Below are 19,854 nucleotides of genomic sequence, written 5' to 3'. Positions count from 1 at the left end.
GAGAGGACTGGCGTGGTAGCGCTGCGTTCCGAGGCGAGGCCTTCGAGGATCTGCCAGAGATGACTTCGGTCGAGGTCGGTACCGGTGACCTCTTTCAGTGCGTCTTCGAAGGGGAGGTCACCGTGCAGGAAGCGGTCTTTGGTGCTGCTGGTCGCTGCGTCCGACATCTCCACACCTTTCGTTGATTATCGCACGTAAATCAATGATAGCGCGCGGGGAGGTCGACGGCCACCGATCGAAAACCCCGAAGGGCCCGCCCCCTGCACACGTTGAATTTTCCCGGGACCCAGCACGCTCACCCCTGCGCAGCGAGCAGCGCGAATACCGCACTGCCGTCAGACCCCTTACAACCGCGGCAGGGGTCTACGGCCGCCCCGTCTGTGACCGCCGTAAGTCGCAGACCACATTCAAGATTGCGGACCGCCCACCACGTCTGCTCCCCCATCCTCCGGACCTCCGTACTCGAGTTGTGGAAGTTCCGACCATCGCGGACATGACGTGCACGCGCACCAATTCGCGAACGTGTGCACCTCGGGATCTCGTCGGCCGCGATGCTGTAGTCACATCGTGACCGGACACCCCGCCAAGAATCACCCGAACTTCGACTGACACAGGCACTATCGATTCATGAACGCACCCATCGACCATCTCGCACGTCGCCGCACCCGCCACCATTCCGAACGCCCCCGACCCACAATCGTCCGCTGCTACAGCGAATACACCCGCTACCTCGATGCCGGCGCCAGCACACTGGTCATCGACTCCGGCCCCGACCAATGGCTCGAACTCGGACACATTCCCGACAACGTCGACGTCACCATCACCGGACAAACCTGCGCCGCCGTCACCGGTGGATCCATCACCGCCGCCGGCCGATGCTTCCTCCAAGCCACCCACCACGCCCGCGTGAGCGCCTACGACTTCGCGCACGTCGAAGCATTCGACACCGCCACCATCGACGCACACGGGGAAAGCCGCATCGTCGGAACCGATTACGCTGATATCCGGGCAGATGAGCACGCTGTCGTCTTCGCGCACTGCCACTGCCACGTCCACGCCGCCGGACATACCCGCATCGCGGCTACCGACACCACCACTGTCGCCATCGACGGCGACGCCCATGTCCGCGCCAGCGCCGGCGTGCACATCGCCGGAGATCACCAGTCGACGCATCTGACTATCGACGCCCGCCCCATCAATCGACTCTCTGACCACCTCAACCGCTAGAAACTAGCCGGCCCGACTCGTCCTGCTGCACCCGGCGGCATTCACCGGTTTCGCTGTCACACACCCGATCTCTGCCGACTTCCTTCAGTGACACCGGTGCTACGCTGTACGCGGCGGTGCGGGTAGTGGATCAAAAACTATCTCGCGCCATTTCTCGTCCAGGGGCGCGTCTGGATCTGTTGATGCACTAGCCGAAACATCACCGGTGGGTGCTCCAGACATCAACGCGCGCAATCTTTCACGTTCGGCGAGGACCGATGAGAGCATCAAGGTCCGCGGCAAGACCTGGCCGCACCACCGACTGTACAAGGGCAGATGCGACGGCAACGGGCTTCGACCATCTCAGCCCGTTCCGCTTGGATCTGCCGGGCACGTTCAGCCAAGCCCGATCCGACGGTGGTCCAGGTTCAACACAGCACCCTCGCACATGTCGAGACGCATCCACAAAGCCAGCACGATTCAGATCCGCCAGTGTTGCGACCGCCATGACACATCTCGCCACGCGGGGTCCATAGGTGGTGGGTCGGTCTCGGACCAGATTCTATGTCTTGATCTCCTTGGCGACAGGTTCCGGATCACGGTGAGGGTCCGCTGATAGTACGAGGCATGACTCCGCTGTGGCTGCGGGCGGATACCCTGACCTTGTTGGTTCATTTTGAATCAAGAGGGGTGGACGTGTGAGCACCATGGATCTCAGTCGAGAACAGGTGGCGGCAGAACTCGATGGGGTGGCCGCGCGGCTACGTCTGGACAACCGCGCACTACTGAAGGCAGTGGCGCAAGCCCAGCGTGTCGGCATGGTCCATAGAGAGATCGAAAAGCACCTCGACGTCTCCCAGAGCACGGTGCACCGCCTACTCCAGAAGGCCGCAGCGGACCCGAAGGCTCTCGATGCGAGGCCAGCGGACATTATCGACCAGCGAGCTGCCGGGCAGATCCGCACCGAAGAGATGATGAACCGACTGTTGAACTGGAATTACACGTTCGGGCACATCCCGACAATCGACGGCATCGCGACGGACGCCTACGAGCGGGGCAGTTGGGACGACATCGAGCGCGCCTACTACCGCCGTCTGCTGACCGAGGACGAGGTGTCCCAGCTGATGGAGCGGAACAAGGATGCGCTTGAGCGGGCAGCACGCGGCGCGTGAACAGCGCTTCCCTTGATGTTTCTTCCCGTGACACCGTCGCCAAGCAACTCGCCAACATGTCGGCATCCGGTGGACCATTGGTCACCTCCTCACCGCGGAACACCACGATCCGCTACGCGGCTTCCATGCAGCGGCTCACCTTCCGCCGGGCGGTGATCGATCGGTACCTCGACTTCAGACGGCTGGTTTACCGCGGTAAACATTCCGACCAAGATGTTGAGGTGGATTATTGGCTTTCTGCGGTACCTGTTTGCGCAGTTCGTCGCCACTCGCGGAAAGGAAAAACTGGAGTGGATCGTTCCCGAGCATCGCCTCCCGATGAACGATGTATCCGCAGATCAGATTGCTTGAGAACTCCCGCCCGAGCGCTGAGCAATGCTGACGTTGCGAGCGCTGCAAGTGCGGAGGTATGCCGTGACTGGGAACAAGAACGCGACGACGACGCGTGCAAGAAGAAGCAGGATCGAGGCACGATGAATGAATCTCGTCATGCCGCAACGGTGAGACTCGTCCGCGGAGCGTACGCGCCGACCTGAACTCCAAGTTCAGGTCGGCGGCACGACGATCCGCACGGATCGAGGAGCGTCGGAGACAGTGCAGTCGCAGCGCCGCGTAACCACAGAGGGTGGCTCCGGACTGGGATCAGCGGGCCAATCCTGCGGCACCGAGCATCGAGCCATCGTCGAAAGTTTCGGGGTGACAACGAAATTCGATACTGTATCGGCGCAGGCGTCAGCGAGAGCGCGAGGGCAACACGCAGACGCCTCGGGTTGCGGCGAAGGCGTCGCGGATTACCACTGCTTGTCAGCGCTGCACCAATGGTTTCACGGATCACGGCGTGTATGTCGGAGTTGAGAGCACGTCCCGTGCCGCGCTGTCAGGACGAATCGATCGCCAGCCGAGGACGCGAACGGCCAGGGCCACAAAGGGATTGCACAGAATCTATGGTCGACGGCTATTTCGTCACCATCGGCTCGTATCCCCGATCGTAGAGCGAAGAAGTCAAGCAATGATGCGATGCAACGCTTTCGCCGCATCGACAATCCCCGGGTGATCGATGTCCAATTCCTCCACTCGTACGAGTTCTGGTCGTAGCCACGACGCGAGCACCGTCCAGATCGGGCGGTGATATGACCACCACGACACCGCCTGCCAGGCACGATCAGGGGTGTGCGGGTCGGTTTCGGACCAGATCCTGTGCCCCCATCCCTGCGTGACCGACAGGTTCCGGGTCACGACTTGCGTCGGTCGCAGCCCCAGCCGCACCAACTGGGCTGGGTCGTCGAGGTCGAGGACACGCAGGTCATCGGGCAGCTCGAACACCCCGAGTGCACGGCGTGCACCGGGGAGTTGCGGGAATTCGAGCATCGAGGTTTCCCAGCGGACGAGGTTGCCGAATGTCTCTCCACATGCCGCCTCGGCCAGCCGGGAGACGTACCAGACATGGTAGTCCGGGTGGTCGATGCGGCCGCCGCGCTGCGGACGGTGCTCGTATAGGGGGTGTCCGGGTTGGCCGGGGGTAGCGGCAGGTAGGTACGGAAAAACGCGGTAGACCAGCAACTCAGGCTGCCCCACCCCATGTCTCGGCGTCCAAGGCTTCAAGAATCGGTGCCGGCCCGGAGATTTGCAGCACGTCAATCGGGCGGGCCCCGTCGAGGTACACGTTCGGGCTCTCCAACCATGTCCGGGCTGCGGTCTCACCCCAAACCAGACGTGCGCGGGCCAGTACATGTTCGAGGTCGATCAGCAGCGGCGCCGCGCCCGGCCCGGGCCGCTCCTCCCCCGCCGCCCAACGCGACGGTTGTGAACGGTTCACACCCACGATCGACGCCAACTGCGCGCCGCCGAACTCGTCCGTCAAATATCGCACCCGCTGCGCCGACAACGGATCATCCGCGGCCACACGCGCAGACCCCGACCGTCGAGCTGTGGATCGAACAAGCCCGGACGGCACCGACGTGTGAACCCGCTTCGCGGGGGGCTTCTTCTTCGTACTGGCCATGTCCCCACTCTACCCAACATTTGTGTTGGGTAGAAGTAGTGCGGGCTACCCGTCGGCGTATAAGACCGGAAATCACCAGTAATGCCTGCGCTCAGCTAGACGGCGGACTGCAGACCCCAGGATTTAAAACTGAATGTGCGGCGACCTCGCACCAGATCGCTGTTTGGTTTCGACAGCACGATGCGGTCGGTTCGCGGGTCACCGTCCGACCGCCGGATCACGGTCCGGTGATACCGCGCGGGGCGGTGTCGTGGGTGAGGACTACGCCGACACCGTCATCGACAACTCTGATCTGGGGCGGGATAGGGCGCCGGTGCTGCGATAGGCGATCGCCCTCGACGACGGCTGTTTCGTTTTCGCCACCGAGGGTGATCTCGAGCTCGCCTGAACCTTTTCGTCTCACCGAAGAGAATCACGGAATGGTAGTGCGGTACGCGCTGGGCGTCAGGGAAAAACAATTCTGTACAGCTGTGTCAATGTGCGGCGTCGAAAGCATCGATGACGTCGGCTTTGATCCGTCCACGCGGGGAGACGTCGAATCCGTTCTTACCGGCCCACTCCCGAATTGCTTTCAGTTGCTCAGCGGATCGACCAGACGCCGACGCTTTGGCTGCAGTCGACGTTTTCGTGCGGACCTTGCCTGCAGAGGAGATCCTCTCTGCCGCCGCTATATACGGGGCGAAGGCCGCCTCGATCTTGTCGGCATTAGTAGGTCGAGATCAATCCGATAATCGACCTTCTGGTAGGAGAAGAGGACTTCGTGCCCCAATCCCGCGTCGATGGGTTTTCCGTCGAGATCATCGATAAGTTGGCGAATAAATATCTCGGCCACAGTGAATCCTCTTCGTTGTATTGCTGAATGAGTATCGCGTTCATGCTATCTGCAGTATCAGACAGTCATGGCGCCCTTACGGTCCTCGATCATGTCGATACATATTGCTTGCGTCACTCATGTTTCCTATTCGGGTCAGGTTGCCGTCGACGCGCAGGGACATAACGGGTGCGATGCGCATCCGTTCGGGACCGCTCTCGTCGGCTGGCGCATCAGTGGCCGCAGTGATGGGCTCAGCGAGTGCCGGCGAAACGGTGCCGAGGGCGGAGTCATTGAACCCGACTCCTCTGCGACCTGCGCCGGCTCCGGCTCCGATTCACTCCTCACACGCAACGCCGCGTACTTCTCTCCGCGGCGAGAGGTACGCACCACGAACGACTGGCGGGAATGGACTCAGAGGATGACGACACCGAAGGACATGTCGCCGCCGGCCCGACGCAGAAATCCTGTGTTGAAGTGACGGATTTCAGGGCCTGTACTCGTAACAGGTTGCGATCGATCTCCCCGCTGCTCAACGCATTCGGCCGGTGCCCGACATGAAACAAACCCTCGGTGTGCGGGCAGGCGAACACGGCCATCCCTTTAGCACCGTGGTGTCGTTTGCGAACCACCTTCGCATCACCACGTGAGTGATAACCGCGGTGACCGCACTTCCCGCATGAGGTCCAGCGGGCGGCAGGGTTATGGGCCCGGGGCCTCATACGGCACGTCCGATCTGAAGATTGAGCCAATCCGCCAGCCACACGATGGCACTACGTCCGGCATTGTCGACGGCGAGAGCGTTGTAGTTCGTGTGGGCACCGGAGGCGAAAAAATCTGCAGCGCGCAAACCTTCGCCAACCAGAGAGGCGAGGTCCTCGGCCCCTTGAGACTGCGACAGCTTGACCAACGAGTCCGACAGCTGCGGCAAATCCAGGTTCTCCGCCGCCGTGGTGATGCTCGTGGAGATCGTGTTCGTCGGTTTACCCAGTAGTGCGGGCGGGGTTTTGGTGGCCTTACCGGAGAGCATGTTCATCGCCACCGACGCCAGATCCAGGCCGACCGGAACGAGGCCCGTCATGGCTGCGGCTGCGCCGAGCGGGTCGGGCAGCTGCCCGGGCGGAGGTAGAAGCTTTTCGACAGCAGCCCAGGCGATCTCCTGGATCTGCCCGACGATGTTCGCCAACTTGATCACGTCGACATTTGCCAGGATCGAACCGACGAGCGCCGCGATCTGGGTAGCACCGGACGGGTCCGGGATGATCGAGAGCACCTGTGAAACCCATGTCAGATCAACAGCTGCAGCCATCGTGACCAACGGCGAGAACTGATTGTTCAGCTGGCCCGCGATGTCATGGGCACCTCGAGCATCGAGCGCGGCGACCTTCTGCGGCAGCACAGTTAGATTCTCGAGGATGCCGGGTACGTCGAGCGAGATGATACCGGTGGCGACATTGAGAACCTGATTGACCACCACCGTCGGTTTGAGTACCGACAGCACGCTTGTGGCCGAGGTGAGTGCATCGGTGGGGGTCGACGCGAGTGGAGCGACCTGCACGCCGAGGGAATCTGCGGCTTTCGTCAGGGTCTGCACCTCCGGCGAGGTCGACGGAAGGTTCAGCGAGTCACCGCCGGTGAGCGTGAGCGTGGTCGCGGTGTCGACGAGTTTCGTGGCCGTGTCGAGGGCTGCGGTGAGATCGGATTGCCCCGCGTTGGTGAGGACTTCGGACGCCTTGTACTCGGCGGTACCAACGGGCGCGGCCGCGAGTTGACCGTTCGCTTGCGGGTTCGCAGCTCCCGAGTCGAGCAGGTCCGCCAGTGGGGCGAGAGTCTTCGCGATAGATGTTGCGGCTATCGCCACCTGTTTGACGTCGACGACCGGCTCCGAGAGCTGCTGGCCGAGGGCGGCCACATTCGCCGCCAGCGCAGGCAGATCGGAGCCGGAGAAGTCCGACGTCAACGCGGTAGCGAGTTGACTGTTCCCGCCGGCCAACGTGTCGGTGGCGGCGCCGCTGGGGCTTTTGGTCAGGATCGAGCCGAGCGAACCGAGTAAGGGGCTCGAGCCCTTCTCTATCGAGCAGTACAGGTCTCCCGGATCGCAGATCGAGGCGACGCGGCCAGAGAGCGTACCCATCCCCTGTGGGCGCGGGTCGGCGATGCCGTGGCCCGAAGTGCGTGGGCCGACCGTCGCAGAACCTTTAGTGCCGGCGCCAGGGTCGGCAAGCAGGCCGACTGCGAGGACTCGACTAGCGTCGACGGGGCCCTTGCCGTTCCCGATTTCGGACGCGAGGTCGCCGGCAGCGTCCGCACCCTGCGAGTAACCGATAATAGTGAATTTCGTTTTCGGGCAAGCATTCTCGACCTTCGACAAGATCTGCTTCGATTTGGCGAGGGCGTCGGCTTTGCTGTCTGCGTAGGTGTGGCCGTTGTCGAATGCGCGCGCCATGTACGGCAGCGTGTAAATCTCGGCCTCGCTGCCATGCGCGCTCTTGAGAGCATCGGCAACGGGCTTGAGCATGCCCACCGGCTCGTCTGGGTCGGCGCTCTCGCTGGTCTCCCAGGTGCCGGGGATGAACAGGTTGAATGTTGCCCCGCATCCGGATTGAGCGGAGGCGATAGCCGGTGCGGTGAGTGCGACCGAACTTGTGGCGACGGTGGCGGTCACCAACAGGGTGACCGCGCGGCGAGCTTTCGGACGTGGGAGCGCCATGTGCACCTCATCTACCAGGGGACTATGCAAATGCACCTTCCGGTGTGCACCGCTAATGTCCCGCCAGCCGCGCCCACCTTTCAGGTGAGCGCACACAGTGACGTATCTGGGCACGCCGCATCAACCCGCCTGTGGATAACTCTCCATTGAATTGGGCCGTGACGTTAGCTGCGATCCTCGGTCGGCAACTTACACAGAGCCGGCAGAACTTGCTCGACAACTAGACCGGTCTATACATGGAGCCCTCTTTACGCATAGAGTGCGCGCCGGCTGATTACTGCTTCGCATTCGACGTGCAGGTCAAACGAGCGTCGAAGGCACTACCTACAGCAGGGCATCAACCTCCACCTGCAGTGAATCCACCACCGAACGGATCACCACACATGACTGAGCCGAGCGCCCCAACTGATCTGTACCAACAACTCTAAGCAGCCGAGACGGCCGTAAACGCATTCCGCACCAGACCCGGCGAATGATCACGCCAGGCAGTCGGGAGCGATGACCGCATTAGGTACCGTTTGGTATGGGATTCACGACGGACAATGTTCCGGCACGCCGTTTGGCTCAGCTTGCCGGCGTCGGAGGCATCGCCGTCGGTGTCATTGCGCTGACCGCGTTGTACTCCACCAAGCCGATCAACCCGTTGATCGCCGTGGCCTCCTTCGTCCCGATTCTGCTTACAATCACCTTCGCCGCGTCGTTGATATGCCTGGCCTTTCGGCGCTGGATTCTGCTGGCGGTCTCGGTGGCACTCATAGCGATCGGTGCTTCGGTGATCAGTCCCCTGTATGTGGCAAACAGTTCCCAAATCGACGGGCCCACGCTGCGTGTAATGCAGGCGAACCTTCTCTTCGGGCAGGCAGATCCCGAAAGTTTGACTGCGACGGTGCGCGAGAAGGCAGTCGATGTCCTGACGGTTCAGGAACTGACCACGTCGCTCGAAGGCTCTCTCCGAGATCAAGGGCTCGAGCAACTACTGCCGCATCACTACTTGGTACCGGACGAGGCCGGCGGGGGTGGCGCGGGTATTTACAGCCGTTTTCCGCTGACGGATACACGGAAATTGAACGGATTCGGACCTACCAATCTTGTTGCCCAAGTGGGCTTCTCGACCCCGTTCACCCTTATGGCGGTACACCCCGGACCAGCGTACGTGACCCCGCCCGACGTATGGACTACCGAACTGAACACACTACGAAATGCGCTCGACGCCGCTGCCGCGCAGGAAACAGTCATCGTCAGTGGCGATTTCAACACAACCTTCATGCACCAGCAATTCCGTGACCTCCTCGACGTCGGCTACTCCGATGCCGCAGATCAGCTGGGAGTCGGCATCGTTCGCACTTATCCGGCGGACAAGAAGTTTCCCGCGATCGTCGGCATCGACCATGTACTTGTGCGGGGCGCACAGGCGAAGTCGCTCGAGCGGGTCGAGATCGAAGGTTCCGATCACTTCGGTGTGATCGTCGACGTAACGGTCCCTGAGTAGTCGGAGCACCCGACCTGCGCGAACGCGTCTTCACCTTCCTGTGGCGTCGCGGAAAGTACTGGGATCAAACCGATTACGACGACATCGACGACTACGAGGCGTGGCGACGCCGGTCGGTGGGCAACCCGCGACCAGTCGGTGGAGCCAAGTGGGCTCGGGAGCTTGCCGCGTTCAGGTTGCTGTTTGACTGGGCGGTGGTCTCCGGCGCGCCTCGGCCAACGAGCAACGCACCTAAACAAACTCGTCGAGCAGCATGAGCGGACCCGCCCTACCGACCGCGAGGAGTCCGACGATGCCCGATGAGAACGACCGGCGTGCCATCACCGCTGCCATGCAACGATTGTTCGCGGGAACACCGCTGCGTTCGTCGAGCAAGCTCGACATCGTCAGCCTCGCGCAAGAAGCCGGGATCAAGCGAAACAAGCTGACGCACAGACACACCGACCTCCAGGACCTGTTCTACGCGCAGCGAGAGAACCGCAACCGCATCCCCGATAACGAAGTCAAGCTCCGCGAACAGATCGCCGCCCTGGAAAAGTACAACCAGACAACCGGAAGAACCAGAAACCCCGACCTGCACCGGGTCGGTATGCCTGCCCACCGGATCATTCGGCTTCTGACACAACACAACCCATGGATGCCCCGCCGTTATTTGTGGTGCGCTGACCGTCACGGACGACGATCCGACCGTCTGCGTACTGGACTGCACTGATCGCTTCGAGCACTCCGTGCTCACGGATCGACTCTACGAATTCCGGTGTGGCAGTCAGATCGACCTGGTCTCGGACGTTGTCACCGATTTCGAGGTCACCCGGATCGAGTCGGACGAAGATTTCGCCGTCGAGCTCTATTGCTCGGAGGCCGTTGAGAATTGCGGTCATGAATGTCTCTCTCCTAAGATTCGGTTTCAAGACACCGGGCAGATAGTCGCTGCCCGGTGTCTTGCTGTTCCGGGGCGTTTCGGTGGTCAGGCTCGGCCGTGCGGGTTACCCGAGCCACTGGGAGTAGAGCCAGTTCACCCACTCAGCGGTGAAGGTGCCGGGGAAGTTCGCCTCGTATTCCCAGCCGTAGCTCGGTTGTCCGTGCGCGGGGGCCTAGTGAGCTGTGCTGATCCACCCACCGGGACGTTTGTCCGTTGATGCGGCCTCGTCCGATGCGGATGGTCGCGACGTGCGGGTCCGGTGCGTATACCAGGTATCCGTCCTCAAGCTCCCAGAAGCTGCGGGCCTCGTCGGGGTCCATGCCGCACAGGATCGTCTCGTCGTCGGCGTATTCCTGCGCGATGCGGGTCAAGTCCTGTTCGGTGAACGGATCCTGTTCGGTGGTGTTCCAGAAGGGCGAGTTCATGGTGATTTCGAGGGTGCGGTCCGGGCGCCGGATTCCGGGGGTGTGTATGTGGGCCCTGTTCTGTGTCAGGTTCGGATTCACAGCACCGGGCAGATAGTCGCTGCCCGGTGCCATGCGATGCCGGGGTGTCGGGTGATCTAGGGGATCTAGGGGATCTAGTCGCTGTGAGGAGCGTGGAGAGCGTGCCGAACCTTCTCTAGCTCGGACCGATCGTCTCCGAGCCACCCGCTCCAGTCATTGTGTTGGTCGCGCAGTCCTTCGGCTTCTTCCGATTTACCCAGCGCCTCAACCAATTCGGTGGTGGCGTCGATCTCGTTGCAATTCAGCACTCCACCGAGGTGGTAGCGGGAAAGTGTGGAGTCGAACGATTCTGCCCACTTGTCCGCCTTGCACAGGACGGTTTGAAGATCGTGCACTTTGAGAGCCTTTCGTTCAGTAGAGGTTTCGGCTGCCAGCTCGGCTCGTGCCGTGTCGGGACTGCTGGTGATGACTCCGTTGACCATGAAATCGTTTGTGCTGTGCATGTTTTCCTCTTTCTCGGCTAGTACGACGCTGTTCACGGTCGTGACCTTTCGCTCATGTCCGGACCTCTCGGTGGCCCCTGACAATTTTTTTCCGTTCTGACATGGAGCTCCGGATCAGCGACATAAGGGCTCGGCGCAATGCTTGGGCCGCAAATTTTTCAGCGAAGCGTCTTTGAAAAAGTTTTCGGAGCCGTAGGCCGGCGAAGCCGCCAGGGGTTGCACCGGGACCGCCGTCGATCAGGATCGGAAGGACAGAAAGGAATCTCAATAGGTTTTGTCAAGCACGGCCGCAGGCCGTTCCCGTCGGGGCGGAGCCGAAGGCTACGCAGGTCCGAGGGTTGAGCCGGGAAGCTTAGAGCTAAAATCCGTGGCCATGAGCGATCAGTGTGTGTTCTGCGGCATCGTGGCCGGCACCGTCCCAAGCGTGAAAGTGGCCGAGGACGATACGACCTTTGCTTTCATGGATATCAATCCGGGCTCGGATGGTCACATACTGGTCATTCCCAAGCGGCACAGTAAAGATCTGTTCGAGATCCCGGCCGATGACCTGACCGATGTCACTCTGGCAGCGCAGCGGATCGCCAAGGCAGCGGTCAGCGAGTTCGGTGCGGACGGGGTGAACCTGCTCAACTGCTGATGAGACCCTCGCGATAGGGCGCCAATAGGGAGGGGTCGACCGAGAGCAGTCCTTCACCCAGTCGCCCGGCACGTGCTGCGCCTCGGGGGCCGCTGAACCCGAGCCACAGCGGGACTGGATCCTGGTGTGGATCCGGGGTGACCTGCGAGTCGCGCCACATCCTCCGGAGCTCCGATGCCGCGCGAGTTGTCGAGTCAAGCCGCGACGAACGATCTACGCCAAACATCTCGAACTCGGCATGCCGATATCCCGCCCCGATACCGAGTTCAAGTCGGCCTTCGCTGACAAGGTCGACGACGGCCGCTTCCTCGGCGATATGCAGGGGATCCCGGAATGGGGCAATCAGTATCGCCGTTCCAAGCCTGAGCTTGGACGTCCTGGCAGCGACCGCTGCGGCAAACACGAGCGGCTGAGGAAGGTAACCGTCATCGAACCCGTGATGCTCAGTGAACCAGACCGAACTAATGCCCAGCCGCTCGGCCTCCTGACACATTTCGAGCACGAAGCCATATGTGCGTGCCCAGCCACCTGATTTCCCCTGCGGATTACGCAGATCGAAGTACAGTCCAACGTCCATGACGACTCCTGTATACGTGCACGCATCTAGATCAGGTGTCCCATGCTCGTTGTGGTAGCGCCCACGAGGTTGGCCCGAATTCGCCGGTCGCCGAGGTGCTCGATCAGAGCGATGCAAGGCTTCGGCGCGGAGAAGGCCCCGGCTTAGAGTCGGGTCAATGGGTTGCTGAATCAGCCGCGGCCTCTCGGCACTACCGAATGCGTGGCCGCAACTAGCGGCAGGTCTGAGGCGATGACAGTGCCCGGTCGCGCCTCACAGACTGCCGGGATGGAATGAACTGCATTCATCGCGGTGGCAAGGCCGCCGCCGCTCGGATCTCCCTCGGTGTGAAACGACAGACGGACGTTCGGCTCGCCGTCGATCTCCACGGAGTAGCCTTCCACCAGCCAGTCAGGGGACATCGCATATCCCAATCGCCACATCAGTTGCAGATTGATGACGCTTTCGCCTTCGTAGACACCCGAATACGTCATCTGCACGCCACACACCGCGCCCCGGGGTATGTCCATCCAGCCGAGATCCAAATCTTCCGTAGCGGTCGCGAACTCCGCTTCGAAACGGATGTCCTCCAGTTCGACGTGCAGACCCGCGGCGACCATCTCGACCGTGTCGGTGAAGACCAGGCTGCGCTCGTTGACCATTTCAGCCAAGCCGGGCGCGTCCGCGGGGCCCCCGAAGCCAAGAGAGACCCAGGTGTCCTTTGATGCATAACTGGTCGAATCAACCGATTCGCGGATATTAATCTGGTGTATGCGCCCGCAGGCCGCGCTGGCGACCAGACCCAGAATGTCTGCCTGTCCCGGATTGATCCCGGTGCCGTAGAGCGACACGCCGCCCGCCCGCGCCGCGGCATCCAAGCGCGCTTGTTCGTCCTTGCCGTAGGAGCGCCCGGTGATGAAGTTGGCTGTGGAGATCAGGTTAATCCCGGCTTCGAGGACGCGGACCATGTCATCCACACTCCAGATGATCGGCATATACAGGACGATGTCCGGCTTCGCGGCGATAACGTCGTCGATCCGATCCGTGGCGAGCACCCCGATGGGCTCGACCCCGATGATGGCGCCGACGTCCTGTCCAACCTTGGTCTCAGCGTGCGCGAAGCAAGCAACCAGCTCATATTCCGGATGCTCGATAACCTTGCGAGCCGCTTCTGCACCTACCAGTCCTGTCCCCCACTGGGCCACCTTGATCGTCATCTGCATCCGCCCATCCGTCGAGCAGTGTGATCCACACCACTATATAAATGATGAGTATCTTAACATAGATAGCGGACTGAATGTCTTCGTAGGCGACCTGAAGCGGCAGCGCGATCCCGCCCGTCGACCGCCGGTCCCCGCAAGTTTCAGTCATGGATCCAGGAGCACGTGGTGTCTCAGAACATGGTGGACGCCAAGCCCACCGGTATTGGGCTTGGCCGTCGTTCTGTAACCCGAACCTGCTGCCTAATAGCGAATTCGGGTCGATCATGCAGTCACGGACGTCGCCGACAGAATGCTCCAGGGTTGATGTTGCATCCACTGCAACATTGATTCGTCTACTGCGGCGACACTTGAATCCGCCGTTCCTGGGCGGTCGACGTCGTTCTCAAATGCGCGAGTTTGCTGGGCAAATGGCAGCCACAATTTTGGCGCTATGTTGTATCCGCTTCGAATAATGGCACCTTGACTTCATCGGCTGATTTGTCGTTGCGCAGCCCTTTGTAGCTTGGGTGCCTGAGTCCGCCACCGACGTATTCGCGGTACTCGACGTCACAGACATAGATCGCGGCTGACCAGCGGGCCACTCTCCCTATTGCTAGGGCGGCGCGATCGCGAATGGACTGGTGGGCCGCTCGATTTCGATGAGTTTGTCGCGCAGTTCGCGGCGCTGCCTGGAAGAAAGTCCGGTGCCTACATTTCCTATGTAGACGAGTGAGCCTGAATCGTCATGGGCACCGAGGATCAGCGACCCTATACCGCCGGCCGCGCCACCCGAGCCCTCGACGAACCCGCAGATTATGGCCTCCGTGTTGGCTCTGAGCGGGGTTTTGATCCAGCTCGGCGACCGTTTCCCCGGCTGGTACGTCGAGTTGATACTTTTCGCGATGATCCCTTCGAGGTGATGCTTTTTCGCGACCTCGAGCATGGCGGCGCCATCGACATTGAGCCAAAACGGAGGGACTTTGATGCGCGGGTTCTCGATGCTCAGACTGGCGAGTGCCTCACGGCGCTCGAGATACGGCAGTTCGGTCGTCGAGATGCCGTCGATGTCGAGGACGTCGAAAACGTAGTAGGTGGTCAGTGCACTGTTTTGTAGTTGGGTGGTGGGTGCGCGGACGTGCATTCTGCGTTGCAGTTTGGCGAAGGACGGAACGCCCCTGTCGAGGGCGACGATCTCGCCGTCGAGAACGGTTTCGCGGTAACCAAGCACAGAGGCGAGGGCGTCGACGATCTCCGGGAACGACTCGCTGACCCGGTTGCCGTTACGCGACCACAAGGCGGGCACTTTCGCGCCGGTAGTGGCGATCGCGCGCATTCCATCCCACTTGCTCTCCCAGGCCCAGCGCTCGCCTGTGGGGGGATGTCCGAGCGTGGCGAGCATCGGTGGCACCGGCTTTCCCGTCGCAAGGCTCATATATCGAGTGTGGGCAGGTTCTAGCTGGTTTCGCCAGGCTTTCGGCGGTTGAGACAATAGTGAGATGAGCGAGATTGCACCATCGCAGGGATTCGTGTCGCTCCCAACGACCAACTAGGCATTTTCGGCGACAGTGGCGCCGGATTCACCAAGTCGACACTCGAAACCGAGACCATCGACCAGAATCCAGACGGCACCGGTACCTGCACGTACACCGCGCACTTCGACGCTATCCCTGCGAACCAGAGAAGCTACGACCTTTACCTCTACGAAGGCTTTTCTCAGCAGTCCTTCACTTCCGACGAACTCAAGAACGGTGCTACCTACGTCCTGCAAACCTCTACTCCCGATAGGGGTACCGGCAACTGACGTGCAGGACAGTGGGGAACTCGCTGAAGGCTGTCGAAGCAGACAGCCGGGATCGTCGGCGATCTTTTTAAATCGGAACCGAGCTGACTGTGGTCTGCGGGTGTCGCGAGCGGTGCCCCAACCCTCGGGTGAGTTACCTTCCGGGATTCAGTCGAGATCGATGGACTCCCCGGCTCAATGGACTCACTACTCGAAAAATCCAAATTCAGAGAAGAATCCTGAACCCGGCCGCCAGTCGCAACTCATCTGCATAATTATGCGCTTCTTCGGGTCGTCTCTCATTCGACCGATTCTGGGGCATTGATCGGTGAGACAGTCCAAGATTCGGCTGGATCTGGGGCACCGAAAAGTGAGACCACTAATGGACTAGAGATCTCACCGTCCGCCGCCAACACTCGGTATCTGGGCTGTGATCGAACGAGGTGTCAACCGTTTCTGGTCGGAGCCGTCAGGGTTCATGGACGCAATCTCGGTACGATTAGCCGTGGAAATATCGACAACCAAATCCCCCGACAGTGTCGTTGCTCTGTTGTAGAGAATGCGTGAACCGTCCGGAATGAACTTCGGATGCACAGCGTACGTGTCGGTCAGCGGCGTGATCGCTCCACCACCGGTAGGCATCGAGTAGATCTCCGAGCCATTGTTCCCACCGCGATTGCTCGAGAAAACCAGAGTGGAACCGTCGGGCGAGTAGGCGGGGTCCGCGTTCCAAAATTGGTCCCGCAGAACCACCTTCGTTTCTCCACCTGCCACCGGCGTCTCGACTATGTACCCGCCCACTCTGAAGACCACCCGCGAACCGTCCGGCGAGAACGTCGCATCGGAGCCGCCCTCCTCCTCGGCGACGACGCGCACGTCGGAACCGTCGGCGTTCATGATGCTGATACCGCTGCCAGTGCTGAACGCGATGCGGGACCCGTCCGGGGAGAAGACAGGCTGATGGCCACCTTCGCGAACAGTGCGCGATTCACCGGAATCGAGATCCACGAGCTCTATGAACCTCCCTCCTCGGGTGTACGCCAGCTGTGTTCCGTCGGGCGATAGCGCGGCGTAATTGCCGTACCGGCTATCTGTACTGTCGTCACCGACCGTTGGGGAGACCTGTCGCAAACCGCTGCCGTCGACGTTCGCCACGAAGACCTGACCCCACCCGTCGTCGAAAGATATGATCACCGGCGCCGGAGTTGGCGGCGGTTCGTCCGCACACCCTGCAAGAACGATGGATGATGCGACGAAAACGGGCAACAACCGGGAGAAACGCATCGAATGATCATGCACGAATCATGGACAAGTCGTCCAAGGAAGTGTCGATTTATCGATTCGGCCTATCGAAACTTGGTGTCCGTCAATCGACCGGTTCTGAGGCATTGATCGGTGAGACAGTCCCCGAATAAAGTTGCCTCTGCCCCATAGGGGTGGAGGTGACTTTCAGCGGTAAATGACGCGGTTTTGGTGGTTGAAAATGGCATGTCAGCCGAGGTCTGCGCACCGGCGGTGCTTCTTGTGTCTGGTTCGCAGACCCGAACACCGTCCGGGCATTGGGATAGCCGCTACTGCTGGGAACTTGCAGCCAGCCTGCTGCGTCGATTGGTCAGCCAAGCACCCCGAGCGAGCATCAGCACTCCCAGCGCGAGACCCCACCCGATCTCCGAGAGCACCACGCCCACCCCTGCCTGGCCGGTGACATCGGCGCTGGCGTTCACGCTGAACGCGGTTGTGAACCCTGCCGCCGTGCCCGCTGCGGCTGCGAGCCCGCCGGCCATCGCCCAGCGAGAGAGGTGAGCCGCGGCGAGACACACCAGCACCGTCGTTATTCCACAGGCGATCACTTGCCAGGTGGGGAACTGGTTCGGTGCCGGTAGCCCGGGGCCGCGGAACTCTCCGTTGTAGTCGGCGGACCAGCTCAGCCAACCCATACAGGACAGGAATCCGAGGGGAAACGCGATCAGACCGGTTGCCCACAGCCCCAACCTGCCACTGCCGGTATGTGTCTCGGCTGAACTCTCACGGCCCGGGTTGTGTTGCAGTCCGGCCTGCTCGGACCGCAAGGCAGACCAGATGATGCCGGCACCGATCATGGTGGGTACACCCACGAAGATGAATACGCTCCAGAGGAACTGTGCCCAGGAAAAGTCGAAATCAACATCCATGGCTGGAGTATGCGCCTATACGACACCCGTAGATGGCAGGGCCGTGTCCGCGAACAGCGCGTGGCGGCCGGTCATGGAACGGGATCGATCGTCGCGAGCCTCGGGGGATTCACTCACACCTGAGGCAAGAGCGCCGCGAAGTTACAGCCAGGGGAGAACGAAGTGCAGAGCACGAAGCAACCACTTCGGACGTGCCGGACATACATCTTGTTACGGGCGATTCGGTGGAGAGTGCTCGCCGTACAGCCGGTCTCGGAATCGACCGTTACTGACACACCCGACGATGAGACACTCGGAACCTGCGCCGGCCTTGCCGACACGAGACGGCCGAAACGGCTCGGAGAGCGGTCACGTTGGTGCCGGAGCAAAATCGCCACATCTCGTTATCAAATCGTGACCTGTCCCAGAAACCTGTCTCACCTTCTGTGGTGCCCGCTGGAGCATGTCGGGGGATTCTGAGACAGTCATCCCGTGAGCGCGACTTTTGGGTACATATGTGATTTTCGGAATTATTTGGCGGGTTTTTCACGGAGTTATTTGGCAGGGAGGGGTCGACAAATTCGTGCCGTATAGGGGCGACACTGTACTGACACTGAAGATCAATATCGCGCGGCCGAACCGCACCCGGGGACTGGCAGCCATTGACGCGATTGCGCGGTCGGCGGCACACCAGGTCAGACAGCGGCTAGCTTGAATGGATGAGTACCGGTGAACCGCTCGTTAGGCCGACCAGCAGCCACGACAAGCCGAACAAGCCTCCCTGACCGATCCAACTGACCTTCACCGTTCTTCCAGTTCTGATCTTGCTATGCATCTATTACGACTGGTGGCCCTCTCGCTACGGCAACTCGAGTTGGGCCGATCCCTTGCTGTTCGGTGCAGCGGCGTTGCTGATCCTCGCCGTCACAGGGCTGGTGTGGGCAATCCGCACCTTGTATGTCCTCGGCCAGGATCGGCGGTGGTCGTGGTGGATTGCGCCCGCACCGGCGGTCGTACTTCTCGCCGTCGCCACGATGTTGCTGGTTCCACGACCGTCGTTCGACGACACACGTCCAGAGTTCGAGCAGGTTGCGCACGAATTGTTGGCCGACCCAGAGCCAGTCCACAGCGACCTCGAGATCGGCCGCTTCGACATCACAACCGCCCTAGTGGGTGAGGATGGCATCGTCTACTTCATCGAAGACGGTGGACTCGGACTGACCGACAGTAGCGGGTGGGCGTACTCCCCGAACGGTATACCTTCTGGTTTCGACGATTTCACCGCTACTCACATCGGCGGGCCGTGGTACGAGTTCGTATCGGTATGGCGAACGTGACCGCCCACTCTTTCCATAGAGGGATAGCTCCCAAGCGCCATCGGTGATTGCGCGGACCAGTCAATCGTAGACGTGACAGAAGGACTGACCTGTCTAGTTCAGAGTGCCGGGAGTCTTTCAGCGTCCCGCTCGGTGCGGGCCAACTCGATGTTTGCGTACAGTGCCGATCGTTTCAAACCTGTGTTCCTGCAGAGTGTTTCGATCTTGAATTGCCCGGTCTCGTACGTTTGCAACAGGTATGCACGCTCTTCCGGGGTGAGCTTGTGCTGACGGCCCTTCATCTTGCCCGCCGCCGCGGCCGCCGCCACAGCGTCCCTGGTTCGACTCCGGATCAGGTCTGATTCGAATTCGGCCATCAGCCCGAGGACGCCGATGAACATCTTGCCCATCGGATCGGTCGGGTCGTAAATCTTCCCGTCGATCGACAAGGCCACTCCTTTGGCGGCGAGTCGCTTCACCGTTTCGTGAAGATCGCCCGCTGACCGAGAGAGTCGATCGAGTTTCGTCACGCAGAAGACGTCGCCTTCGCGGGCGGCGTTGATCGCATTGTCGAGTCCGGGCCGCCGAGTCTGCCGGCCACTGATCCCGTGATCGACATACACCCGGTCGCGATCGACACCCTCCTTGGCAAGAAGCCCGACCTGAATCGACGAATCCTGAGCCGCCGTACTCACACGTGCGTAGCCGATCTTCATTCCACTCCCGATTTTCGCCGTTCACGACGTCCCGGACAGAAACTGTCCGCTAGAAACTATGCCATACCGGACGAATCCAACGGACACATAAACCGGACGAAATCGCGAGAATTTCCCCACGTCAATTTCACACAGAAGCCCGTTTGCGATCGTCCGGTATGACGATGGTCAAAACGCACACCCAAACCCGCAGGAACGATCTGAGAGCGATTCGGTTACCAGGCTCTCGCGAGCAA

The 19,854-nt window shown here is 60.9% G+C and carries 18 protein-coding genes and 2 pseudogenes; 6 read left to right on the top strand and 14 right to left on the bottom strand.

What is annotated here, in order from left to right:
- The first annotated feature begins 627 nt into the window (after nucleotides 1-627).
- Together R4P64_RS30515 and R4P64_RS30510 are read left to right on the top strand one after the other, a co-directional pair.
- Nucleotides 628-1,227, top strand: a complete 600-nt coding sequence (locus tag R4P64_RS30515; protein WP_317823940.1) for a hypothetical protein — start codon at nucleotides 628-630, stop codon at nucleotides 1,225-1,227.
- Nucleotides 1,228-1,904: 677 nt separating this feature from the next.
- On the top strand, nucleotides 1,905-2,378 hold the full coding sequence (locus R4P64_RS30510) for a winged helix-turn-helix domain-containing protein (protein ID WP_411742732.1): 474 nt from the start codon (nucleotides 1,905-1,907) through the stop codon (nucleotides 2,376-2,378).
- 1,002 nt (nucleotides 2,379-3,380) lie between these two features.
- On the opposite strand, the gene R4P64_RS30505 is transcribed toward R4P64_RS30510, so the two are convergent.
- The 3 genes from R4P64_RS30505 to R4P64_RS30495 form a co-directional block, all read right to left on the bottom strand.
- Complete coding sequence (locus R4P64_RS30505) at nucleotides 3,381-3,953, bottom strand: RES domain-containing protein (RefSeq protein ID WP_317823938.1); 573 nt, start codon at nucleotides 3,951-3,953, stop codon at nucleotides 3,381-3,383.
- Nucleotides 3,940-4,380, bottom strand: coding sequence for an antitoxin Xre/MbcA/ParS toxin-binding domain-containing protein (locus R4P64_RS30500; RefSeq protein ID WP_317823937.1), 441 nt, complete (start codon nucleotides 4,378-4,380; stop codon nucleotides 3,940-3,942). Before R4P64_RS30500 ends, R4P64_RS30505 begins: the two co-directional genes overlap by 14 nt.
- Before the next feature lie 473 nt (nucleotides 4,381-4,853).
- On the bottom strand, nucleotides 4,854-5,033 hold the full coding sequence (locus tag R4P64_RS30495; RefSeq protein WP_317823944.1) for a histone-like nucleoid-structuring protein Lsr2: 180 nt from the start codon (nucleotides 5,031-5,033) through the stop codon (nucleotides 4,854-4,856).
- Between the two features lie 270 nt (nucleotides 5,034-5,303).
- Here R4P64_RS30495 and R4P64_RS30490 point away from each other — a divergent pair, with 270 nt between their 5' ends.
- Nucleotides 5,304-5,672: a hypothetical protein gene (locus R4P64_RS30490; protein WP_317823936.1), complete on the top strand. Its 369-nt coding sequence runs from the start codon at nucleotides 5,304-5,306 to the stop codon at nucleotides 5,670-5,672.
- A 237-nt stretch (nucleotides 5,673-5,909) separates the two neighbouring features.
- On the opposite strand, the gene R4P64_RS30485 is transcribed toward R4P64_RS30490, so the two are convergent.
- A complete protein-coding gene (locus tag R4P64_RS30485) occupies nucleotides 5,910-7,901 on the bottom strand; it encodes a cutinase family protein (RefSeq protein WP_317823935.1) in 1,992 nt (663 codons plus the stop codon).
- Nucleotides 7,902-8,424: 523 nt separating this feature from the next.
- Between R4P64_RS30485 and R4P64_RS30480 the strand changes: the two genes are divergently transcribed.
- A complete protein-coding gene (locus tag R4P64_RS30480) occupies nucleotides 8,425-9,390 on the top strand; it encodes an endonuclease/exonuclease/phosphatase family protein (RefSeq protein ID WP_317823934.1) in 966 nt (321 codons plus the stop codon).
- A gap of 231 nt (nucleotides 9,391-9,621) precedes the next feature.
- Here R4P64_RS30480 and R4P64_RS30475 read toward each other — a convergent pair whose 3' ends face one another.
- The 4 genes from R4P64_RS30475 to R4P64_RS30460 all read right to left on the bottom strand — a co-directional run bounded on the left by R4P64_RS30475 (nucleotide 9,622) and on the right by R4P64_RS30460 (nucleotide 11,261).
- Complete coding sequence (locus R4P64_RS30475; RefSeq protein ID WP_317823933.1) at nucleotides 9,622-9,774, bottom strand: hypothetical protein; 153 nt, start codon at nucleotides 9,772-9,774, stop codon at nucleotides 9,622-9,624.
- Nucleotides 9,775-9,995: 221 nt separating this feature from the next.
- Entirely contained in the window at nucleotides 9,996-10,271 is a 276-nt protein-coding gene (locus tag R4P64_RS30470) for a ParB/Srx family N-terminal domain-containing protein (protein WP_317823932.1), read from the bottom strand.
- A gap of 142 nt (nucleotides 10,272-10,413) precedes the next feature.
- Complete coding sequence (locus R4P64_RS30465; RefSeq protein ID WP_317823930.1) at nucleotides 10,414-10,851, bottom strand: hypothetical protein; 438 nt, start codon at nucleotides 10,849-10,851, stop codon at nucleotides 10,414-10,416.
- A gap of 41 nt (nucleotides 10,852-10,892) precedes the next feature.
- Complete coding sequence (locus R4P64_RS30460; RefSeq protein WP_317823929.1) at nucleotides 10,893-11,261, bottom strand: hypothetical protein; 369 nt, start codon at nucleotides 11,259-11,261, stop codon at nucleotides 10,893-10,895.
- Between the two features lie 373 nt (nucleotides 11,262-11,634).
- On the opposite strand from R4P64_RS30460, the pseudogene R4P64_RS30455 reads away from it, so the two are divergent.
- Nucleotides 11,635-11,895, top strand: a pseudogene (locus R4P64_RS30455) (HIT domain-containing protein); the annotation flags it as partial.
- Here R4P64_RS30455 and R4P64_RS30450 read toward each other — a convergent pair.
- The 5 genes and pseudogenes from R4P64_RS30450 to R4P64_RS30430 form a co-directional block, all read right to left on the bottom strand.
- Nucleotides 11,888-12,475, bottom strand: coding sequence for an LLM class flavin-dependent oxidoreductase (locus tag R4P64_RS30450; RefSeq protein ID WP_317823928.1), 588 nt, complete (start codon nucleotides 12,473-12,475; stop codon nucleotides 11,888-11,890). The pseudogene R4P64_RS30455 and the gene R4P64_RS30450 overlap by 8 nt on opposite strands.
- 170 nt (nucleotides 12,476-12,645) lie before the next feature.
- Nucleotides 12,646-13,677, bottom strand: a complete 1,032-nt coding sequence (locus tag R4P64_RS30445) for a dihydrodipicolinate reductase (RefSeq protein WP_317823927.1) — start codon at nucleotides 13,675-13,677, stop codon at nucleotides 12,646-12,648.
- Between the two features lie 428 nt (nucleotides 13,678-14,105).
- Nucleotides 14,106-14,989 (bottom strand): annotated as a pseudogene (locus tag R4P64_RS30440) (ATP-dependent DNA ligase).
- An 843-nt stretch (nucleotides 14,990-15,832) separates the two neighbouring features.
- A complete protein-coding gene (locus R4P64_RS30435; RefSeq protein WP_317823925.1) occupies nucleotides 15,833-16,720 on the bottom strand; it encodes a hypothetical protein in 888 nt (295 codons plus the stop codon).
- A gap of 287 nt (nucleotides 16,721-17,007) precedes the next feature.
- Entirely contained in the window at nucleotides 17,008-17,607 is a 600-nt protein-coding gene (locus R4P64_RS30430; protein WP_317823923.1) for a hypothetical protein, read from the bottom strand.
- A gap of 803 nt (nucleotides 17,608-18,410) precedes the next feature.
- Here R4P64_RS30430 and R4P64_RS30425 point away from each other — a divergent pair.
- Nucleotides 18,411-18,923, top strand: coding sequence for a DUF1109 domain-containing protein (locus R4P64_RS30425; protein WP_317823922.1), 513 nt, complete (start codon nucleotides 18,411-18,413; stop codon nucleotides 18,921-18,923).
- A 98-nt stretch (nucleotides 18,924-19,021) separates the two neighbouring features.
- On the opposite strand, the gene R4P64_RS30420 is transcribed toward R4P64_RS30425, so the two are convergent.
- Nucleotides 19,022-19,618, bottom strand: coding sequence for a recombinase family protein (locus tag R4P64_RS30420; protein ID WP_317823921.1), 597 nt, complete (start codon nucleotides 19,616-19,618; stop codon nucleotides 19,022-19,024).
- Between the last annotated feature and the right edge of the window lie 236 nt (nucleotides 19,619-19,854).

This window comes from Rhodococcus sp. IEGM 1366 (assembly GCF_033142425.1).
In the GTDB taxonomy this organism is placed as follows: Bacteria; Actinomycetota; Actinomycetes; order Mycobacteriales; family Mycobacteriaceae; genus Rhodococcus_F; species Rhodococcus_F globerula.
Note: the sequence above shows the minus strand (reverse complement) of the source record. Positions and strands in the feature narration are given on the sequence as shown.